The organism is Candidatus Cyrtobacter comes (assembly GCF_034470605.1).
Taxonomy (GTDB): Bacteria; Pseudomonadota; Alphaproteobacteria; order Rickettsiales; family Midichloriaceae; genus Cyrtobacter; species Cyrtobacter comes.
Genome location: NZ_JARGYT010000058.1, coordinates 1 through 7846, shown reverse-complemented (window position 1 = coordinate 7846; position 7846 = coordinate 1). Strand labels below are relative to the sequence as shown.

Below are 7846 nucleotides of genomic sequence, written 5' to 3'. Positions count from 1 at the left end.
ATGCTGGCCCGATTAACCAGAAGAACAAAGCGTTACTCTAAATGCCCAATCATGCTCAGGATGGCTATGTGGAGGTTTAGAGATTTGGCGCTATCTATGTATGCATGATAATGCCTTATTATGTAATATCACTAGCTTAGAGCAAGCCATGGACCTAGCAATTTTATCAATGTAATTTTAAATGATTATACATCTATTTACATATGTTATGACTTTTTTGCCAAAATCTGTATGATGTTGGTATTTTCTTTTAAATGTCACTTAGGCAAAGCTTAATTTATTGTATAATATTGAATATAGATTAACAAAAGTATCTAGCTAATGGATAAATGTTCAAGTAGAGCGCGGCGCGCTTAAAGAGTTTATGGAGCTGAATTCTGTGGATTCATACAATTGCCAATAACAACATTTAATGGATTCATATTTTTATAATAAATGTGCGGTAATTTGACGGTGTGTGACCTATCTTATAACTAATCCAACTCACCATAATCTAGTACTATACAGCTAGGCCTGCCTCTTTTAACACCTTTTTCAAACTTATTAGCTTTTAAAAAAGCGGTGCAATATAAAAACTCCATAAAGGCCTGATGAGAAGCAACACATAAATGATACATTTATGTGTTGCCCCCAATTGCCCACTAAATGTGGTATTAATTTTCTTCCGGACGTAGCTCAATGATACGGGCTCTGCGATTTTTGGCATGAGCCTCTGGGGTTGAGCCTAAAAATTCAGGTTCTTCTTTGCCACGAGAAATTGCAACAAGCCTGCTTCCATCGATACCTCTATTTTTTAGGTATTCCACAACAGCACTTGCTCTATTATAACCAAGAGCAATATTATAAGACTGTTCACCCCTTATATCACAATGCCCTTCTATCATAAATCTCCTTCCTTGATTTTCATTCATATACAAGGCAAGCTCATTAAGAAGAATTTTAGCCTCATCACTAAGTCTGTTGCTATCAAAATCAAAATAAACTTTACTACCAGTAGATTTTACAGCCTCAACATACTCACTATATCTACCAGATGGGCTGTAACTGTCCTCATATAACCTACCCTTAGAAATACCGCCATCTGTACCACCCTGCTCCTTTTTAGTACAAGCAGCAAGAGATAGAATCAGTACAGAGGACATAAACAAACTTTTAAACATCACACAAAGAGTGAAAACAAGTATACTAACGCAAGAAACTATTACCTTGCTCTTTATCAGTCAAGTAACTTTAAAAAATATTCACAAATGAGTGGCTAGAAGTTAACAAAAGGGTAAATCAGAACGAGCATGAAAAATTAGTGCCACATTTCTTAATGTACACTTTTTATTATTAAGATGGAAGTTGTATATTTCTGTAAGGTACAGGAACGCCCAAAGAATCTAGTACCAAAGATCCATCATCCTGAAAACGTGCAGCCATGTAACTACCGTGGCCAATTATGCTACCTGCGTATCTAACAGGTTCTACAGTCCTACCACCATATGTTTTCAAAACTGTTGCTGCCCCCCTATTGCTAATCTCATTCTTGGAGCCCTTAGATGCAGAAGCTTTAGAAGTTTTAGGTGCCTTAGAGGCTTTGGATGCACTAGACATAGACCAAGCAAAATTCAAAAATTTGAAAGTAATTGATATCTGGGTATACTCATTCTGTCAATAAAGATTTGTAGAAATGTCTAGTAATATATACTTCATAAAAAGTGCTAAAAGCCCGAAAGATTTTCCAAATTTGGATATACCGGAATTTGCGTTTATTGGAAGATCTAACGTTGGAAAATCCAGCCTTATAAGTAAAATAACCAATAATTCTTCACTCGTCAAAACTTCGAAAACTCCGGGCCAGACTTCGGCAATAAATTTTTTTATGTATGGAAAATCGGTTTTGGTTGATTTGCCAGGATATGGGTATTCAGGATCTGGTATTAAATCTATGCATGAATATTCAGATTTAATACTTAGTTATATATTAAACAGCAAAAACATGCTTGTCCTTTTTTTGCTAATTGATTTTAGAATTGAACCAAAAGAATCTGATATTAAGATGATAGAATCATTACAAGAAGTTGGTTTAAATTTCTTTATTACATTTACAAAGATAGAGAAGGTTAAAGAAAATCACATATTGGAAGAAAATATATTTGCTCATGTATCAAGAGATAGGGCGATATATACAAGTAGTAGAAGCGGTGATGGGATAAAAAAAATAAGAAACATGATTACATCACGCGTTTTATGATTGATGGGTAATTTAAAGAAATGAAATAAATCTACATCTATAATATCATATTAGGCGAAGTGAGCTGATTTGAATAACTTCCTCATCAATTTTATTGAATAAGCAGTTGTTTTTTATACATCATACTATATAGAAATTATCTAGATTATTACAATTAGCAATGAATATTGATAGGGCGTGGTTTAGATGTTATAATACTAGGTGTGAGAGTAATTAATATTGATGTATGGATTCAGACTCGTTCTGTTCTAGCGCTTTCCCTGTTGTAGAATTATCTATAGATTCGCCTAGTTGGCTCTGTTCTGTGTGTTTTGCAAATCAACATCAGATTGAATTGCAAATAAAGCTTCTTGCTGAGGCTGTCGCTAAAAGGCTGAAGCTTAAGCCGAATTTTCGTATTTCTGTATTGCTTTCTGATGATGAGAGGCTGAGGCAGTTAAATAAGGAGTTTAGGGGTAAAGATAAGCCAACTAATGTATTATCGTTTCCTTCTTCAAGTGAGTTGCGCGCCACTATGGGGGGGGATTTTATTGGTGATATAGCATTGAGTTATGAGAGGGTTAGCTGTGAAAGTATTGAATTTCTCAAATCATTTAAGGAATATTTTTCACATATGATTGTCCATTCCATACTGCATTTATTTGGTTATGACCATGTTTTAAATGAGGAGGCTAAGCTTATGGAGCAACTTGAATCTGATATAATGATATCTCTTGGATTTTCTTGCCCATACTCTAGTGTTAAAGTAGATGGCGCGGTTCTGGCTGATAATATTGATAATCATGCATGATTAGGTAAGATTTTGGAACTTTATTTGCTATGTTGAGGAGACTGAGTGTCTCTTCTATTATTATAATTTTATAATTAGCCCTTGCTCAAAATGTCCACTTTAATACTACTCTGCGCAGGCTCTTCTTTGAGGTATGCTTATGGTATTAAGCAATTCGAGGTTCTTGCTGGTATTAGGGTGCTTTTTTGGCCTCTTTACTCGTTTATAGAAACGGGGTTATTTGATACCGTGTGTATTACACTACCTTCCCATATTATGCATTGTGCTAATATCTCTTTTGAGGAGCATGATATAACTTTCCATTTAATTAGAGGTGGTGAAAAAAGGGCCGATTCTGTAGCGAATGCAATATCCTTTCTAAATAGTACATCATCAGCAAAGGTATTAGTACATGATTCGGCAAGGCCGTTTATTAGTACTAAAATAATTAGGGCCGTTAATGATCTTTTAAATACTTATGATGTGGTTGATGTAGTTATGCCAATATCTGATACTATTAAAAGGATTGAGGGTGGAAATATAGACCTAATAGATAGAAATCATATGTTCTCTACACAAACGCCTCAGGGGTTCTTATCAACAATGTTGGCAAAAGCATATATGAGGCCAGGCTATGATCAATTTACAGATGATATTTCATATTTTATAAAAAGTGGGATTGAGATAGGTATTATATATGGGGAGGCTTTGAATTTTAAGATTACATACGAAAGTGATTTAGAAATGGCAAGAGCTATAGCGGAGTCTAAAATTACAGAGATGAAAAATTCTAGTACATGGTATGCTTTGCAGCAAATCATGAATAAGGTAGAAAAATTGATAAACATTATGCCAGCATGTTAATATTACGTCTATAACTTACCACTTAGTAGATATATACATTTGTACAATGTGATAAATATACAACTTACAGCTGATTTACCTTTAATCTAATATTAATTAATTGCACAATTAGTTCTTATACTATATAAATTTTTACTTACTAGTGACGTGGTTTTAGTTCTACTATGTTAAAAGTAATTTCTTGATATTTAATTAATTTCCTTTTTGACTGTGGAGTTTTTAAATAGGTTTTGGAAGAATAAAATTTTTATAATAGCAACGGCATCTTCCGTGGCTATTGCTGTGGTCGTGGCCGTTATACTTATATTTTCCAAACAACCTATGGAAGTATTATATAGTTCACTTTCTCAGGAAGATTCTTCATTGATAGTAGAAAGGCTGCGTAGTATGGGTATACCATACAATGTTAGTGGAGATGGTAAGCAGATATCTGTTCCGTCGGATCGTATGTTATCTATTAGGCTTTCACTGGCGCAGGAAGGTATACCAAGTTCTGGTAGTATTGTGGGGTATGAAATATTTGATAAAACTGATGGGATAGGTACCTCTCAATTTGTCTATAATATAAATCTTGTTAGGGCCCTGGAAGGCGAGTTATCACGTACAATTTCAAGCATATCTTCAATAAATTCAGCTAGGGTTCACCTTGTGATACCGAAAAAAGAGTTATTTTCTAGAAGTGCAAGTACCCCCTCTGCTTCCGTTATTTTAAAAACAAAGTACTCAGATAGGCTTTCTAGAAAGGAAATATCGGCAATAGCACATATGGTTTCAACGGCAGTACCAGAGCTACGTGTTGATAATGTTACAATTATAGATGATCAAGGTAATCCACTAAAAATTAATTCAGAAAAGGATGATTTTTTAATGTCGCAAGGAGCTATTGAATACAAAAATTCTATAGAAAAAAAGATAATGTCTTCAGTTGAAGAAATGCTAACAAGTTATGTTGGTCATGGAAGGGTTAAAGTACACGCTACTGCAGAAATAGATTTAGATCATGAGGTAATAAACTCTGAGGTATTTGATCCTGAAAGCCAGGCGATTAGGTCAAGAAAAATTTCTGAAGAAAATGAGAAAGAAGAAGATAGGAAAAATAATAATGTTAGTGTCGAAAATAATGTTCCAAATCTCTCTTCTAAAGTTGGTCCGCCTACAGCTTCTAGAAATAAAGGGCGTTCAGATGAGATTATAAATTATGAAGTATCTAGAACAACTACAAATAAAGTAAGGGAATATGGGCAATTAAAAAGGCTTTCTGTCGCAATTTTGGTTGATGGAAGATATGTGACAGATCAAAATGGTAAAAGACAATATCAAGAAAGGTCAGCTGAAGAGATTAGTAAGATAAAATCTCTTGCATCTTCTGCGATTGGAATAGATGAATCTAGAGGTGATAAGATAGAGGTTTTAAATCTTCAATTCATAGACTTGGCTGAGCCAGAAGTAAGTTCTTTTGATATTGTTGATTTCTTAAGAAGAGATGGCAAGGGTATAATGCAAGTTATTGTAGTAGGTATAGTAGCTATTTTGGTGTTATATTTGGTTGTAAAGCCTATGGTTTTGAAATTCACATCTCCAGAAATTGAAGAGGGTGAGGGGCTTCAACAACAAAGCCTAGCTCAGCAAGCTGTTAATGATGAGCTTGCACAAACAAATGAGGATGATAAATTAAATGAAGTTATAAAAAAGGATACAGATTCAGCTGTTTCTATAATTAGAGGTTGGTTAAATGAAAAATCTTTATAGCGAGCAAGAAAAACATCTATCTGGTGCTGAAAAAGTAGCTGCTCTTATTCTATCTATAGATGATGAGGCTGCTTCACTTATATTTAAGAAGCTCGAGGAAGATGAAATATCGTTAATCTCATCTGCAATGTTAAGGCTCGGAACAATAGATAGGGAGGCAATTGAGAGCGTATCTGAGCAGTTTTTATTAGAGCTAGATGGTGGTAGACAGGTTTTCGGTGGTAGAACTAATACCGAGAAAATTTTGAAAAAATTTTTTACAGATGATCAAGTTAACTTAATCTTAAAAAAGACAGACGATAAAAAGAGGAATGATATATGGGAGAAGCTCTCAAAAGTGCCAGTCAAACATCTGGTTAATTTTTTTATGAAAGAGAGTCATCAGGTATGCGCTATTGTAATCTCCAATATTAGTCCAGAAACTTCCGCTAAGGTGCTTTCAGCAATACCTTCTGATATGGCATTTAGTATTGTAAAAAAGGCCATAAACATGAAAGGCTTGAAAAAAGAGGTCTTAAATAACATAGAAGATACGCTGAGGCTTGAGATCTTGAGTGAAGATTTTGACCAGCATGACAAGAATTTTGTTTCTGTGATAGCGGATATAATAGATAATCTTGATAAGCCGAAAGAAGAGGAGTTGATTAGTATGATAGAAAGGCACGATAGTAAATCAGCCTTAAAGGTAAAAAGCTTGATGTTTGGCTTCAATGATATACTGTTATTAGATCCTCAAGGCGTACAATCGTTAATGAAGGAGATAGATAGAAACGAGCTTGTGAAAGCTCTAAAGGGTGCTTCTAAGGAAATACTTAATATAATTAGCGATAATATGCCAAAAAGAGCATTTAATGTTATATTAGAAAACGTTAATTCGTTGGGAAATATAGCGCATTCTGAGGTGGAGAATGCTAGATATCATATTTCTAAGATTGCTAAGAATTTAATAAGGGAGGGGATCATACATAAATTAGCTAATCAAAATGAGGATAAGTAAGATTTCTTTGCAAGATTTTCAGTACAATACAGAAGTTATTCTAGCGGATGATGTATCTGCTGATATTCATAGGGCTTCAAAAGAGGATGAGGCGCCAGTTTTAGAGAAGATTGATATAGATAAGATAAAGGAAGATTCTTATAATCGTGGTGTTATTGATACTAAGAATAGTATTGAGCTGGAAAAAATTGCACATCAAAAAGATATTAAAACTGTGCTCTTTACCTTACATGATGAGTTTAAAAATGCACAATCAAGAATTGATGAATTTATATCTAGTGTTAGGAGTGATTTTGCTGGCTTATCAATTGAAATAGCAAAGAAAGTTGTTGGTTCAGTGTTAGATAGTAAGTCTAGCGAAATTATATTAAGTTTTATAATGGAGAATATAAAATTACCTGAGCTAATAGTTGAGGCAATGGTACCACTTGGGCTTTCAAGTGATATTGTGGGTATGCTCTCATCAAATGGTATTAATATTAATGTTTCCGAAAATGGCGATTTAGGTAAGGGGAGCTGTATACTTAATTTCGGTGATGGAAAGTTATTATGTTGTAAAGAAAAGGTTTTAGAGGAAATAGAGTCTATTGTATCTTCATACTTTACAGAAAAATCAGCAATTTAAATTGTGTGCATAAAAAACTTAACGAAGCTTCTTCAGAACAGCTTTTGGCTCGCCTTTGCAAAAATTTGAGCACATATATAATTTGTTTTTATATATAAAAATTTCACAATCTCTTGATTATATACATAATAATTTCTATTCTTGTAAAGGTATATAGAGTTTTTTAATCAGCATAGTTATGTTGAATATAAGAAGTTCTATATTTAAATCTAATATTTTAAGGTGTTATAATATGAAATTAATTGAGCTTGGTAATGCAGACGAACTTATAATGGGTGGTAGTACTTCAGGATGTGAGTGTCTTGCTGATGACAAGCGTAGGTAGTTAATATGCCGGAGCCCATACCTTCATAGAGTGGATAAAAATTTGGAAAGCGGGAAATATGTGAGTGATTTTAAAAGATAACAAGTTAGAATTGCTACAGATGAGCTATCTGTGGTTAGGTAGTGTCGACATTTATGTTAGCTATAGATAGATTGCTGCTATAAAAACGAAGCCAAGATATTCAATATCAAGCTTGTCGTATCTTGTTGAGACTCTCCTAAAATGCTTGAGCTTATTAAACTCAATTAAATTTCTTTCCTTGTACAACTCTTCGTCATACT

The 7846-nt window shown here is 33.9% G+C and carries 8 protein-coding genes and 1 pseudogene; 6 read left to right on the top strand and 3 right to left on the bottom strand.

The genetic code is table 11. The annotated features are described in order from the left end of the window. Window positions 1-653: 653 nt before the first annotated feature. Both Cyrtocomes_RS04410 and Cyrtocomes_RS04405 read right to left on the bottom strand, forming a co-directional pair. Window positions 654-1160 carry an OmpA family protein gene (locus Cyrtocomes_RS04410; RefSeq protein ID WP_322497988.1) on the bottom strand — a complete coding sequence of 169 codons (507 nt, stop codon included), beginning with the start codon at window positions 1158-1160 and terminating at the stop codon, window positions 654-656. A 172-nt stretch (window positions 1161-1332) separates the two neighbouring features. Beyond that, on the bottom strand, window positions 1333-1614 hold the full coding sequence (locus tag Cyrtocomes_RS04405) for a hypothetical protein (protein ID WP_322497987.1): 282 nt from the start codon (window positions 1612-1614) through the stop codon (window positions 1333-1335). 58 nt (window positions 1615-1672) lie between these two features. Between Cyrtocomes_RS04405 and yihA the strand changes: the two genes are divergently transcribed. From yihA to Cyrtocomes_RS04375, 6 genes are all read left to right on the top strand, one after another. Further along, window positions 1673-2236, top strand: coding sequence for a ribosome biogenesis GTP-binding protein YihA/YsxC (gene yihA / locus Cyrtocomes_RS04400; RefSeq protein ID WP_322497986.1), 564 nt, complete (start codon window positions 1673-1675; stop codon window positions 2234-2236). 226 nt (window positions 2237-2462) lie between these two features. Next, window positions 2463-3026 (top strand): rRNA maturation RNase YbeY, encoded by a 564-nt coding sequence (gene ybeY, locus Cyrtocomes_RS04395; protein ID WP_322497985.1) that lies wholly within the window; start codon window positions 2463-2465, stop codon window positions 3024-3026. 90 nt (window positions 3027-3116) lie between these two features. After that, a complete protein-coding gene (locus Cyrtocomes_RS04390; protein WP_322497984.1) occupies window positions 3117-3869 on the top strand; it encodes an IspD/TarI family cytidylyltransferase in 753 nt (250 codons plus the stop codon). 210 nt (window positions 3870-4079) lie between these two features. Beyond that, window positions 4080-5618 carry a flagellar basal-body MS-ring/collar protein FliF gene (gene fliF, locus Cyrtocomes_RS04385; protein WP_322497989.1) on the top strand — a complete coding sequence of 513 codons (1539 nt, stop codon included), beginning with the start codon at window positions 4080-4082 and terminating at the stop codon, window positions 5616-5618. Next, window positions 5602-6615 (top strand): flagellar motor switch protein FliG, encoded by a 1014-nt coding sequence (locus Cyrtocomes_RS04380; RefSeq protein WP_322497983.1) that lies wholly within the window; start codon window positions 5602-5604, stop codon window positions 6613-6615. The genes fliF and Cyrtocomes_RS04380 overlap by 17 nt, the downstream gene beginning before the upstream one ends. Then, the gene (locus Cyrtocomes_RS04375) at window positions 6602-7240 is read left to right on the top strand and encodes a FliH/SctL family protein (protein ID WP_322497982.1); all 639 of its coding nucleotides are present in this window, start codon (window positions 6602-6604) and stop codon (window positions 7238-7240) included. Before Cyrtocomes_RS04380 ends, Cyrtocomes_RS04375 begins: the two co-directional genes overlap by 14 nt. Before the next feature lie 466 nt (window positions 7241-7706). Here Cyrtocomes_RS04375 and Cyrtocomes_RS04370 read toward each other — a convergent pair. Next, window positions 7707-7846, bottom strand: a pseudogene (locus Cyrtocomes_RS04370) (IS5/IS1182 family transposase); the annotation flags it as partial.

Bases quoted from the DNA above. Each gene is read 5' to 3' on its own strand.
- Cyrtocomes_RS04410 (WP_322497988.1), bottom strand. From the start codon at position 1,160: ATGTTTAAAAGTTTGTTTATGTCCTCTGTACTGATTCTATCTCTTGCT.
- yihA (WP_322497986.1), top strand. From the start codon at position 1,673: ATGTCTAGTAATATATACTTCATAAAAAGTGCTAAAAGCCCGAAAGAT.
- ybeY (WP_322497985.1), top strand. From the start codon at position 2,463: ATGGATTCAGACTCGTTCTGTTCTAGCGCTTTCCCTGTTGTAGAATTA.
- Cyrtocomes_RS04390 (WP_322497984.1), top strand. From the start codon at position 3,117: ATGTCCACTTTAATACTACTCTGCGCAGGCTCTTCTTTGAGGTATGCT.
- Cyrtocomes_RS04380 (WP_322497983.1), top strand. From the start codon at position 5,602: ATGAAAAATCTTTATAGCGAGCAAGAAAAACATCTATCTGGTGCTGAA.
- Cyrtocomes_RS04375 (WP_322497982.1), top strand. From the start codon at position 6,602: ATGAGGATAAGTAAGATTTCTTTGCAAGATTTTCAGTACAATACAGAA.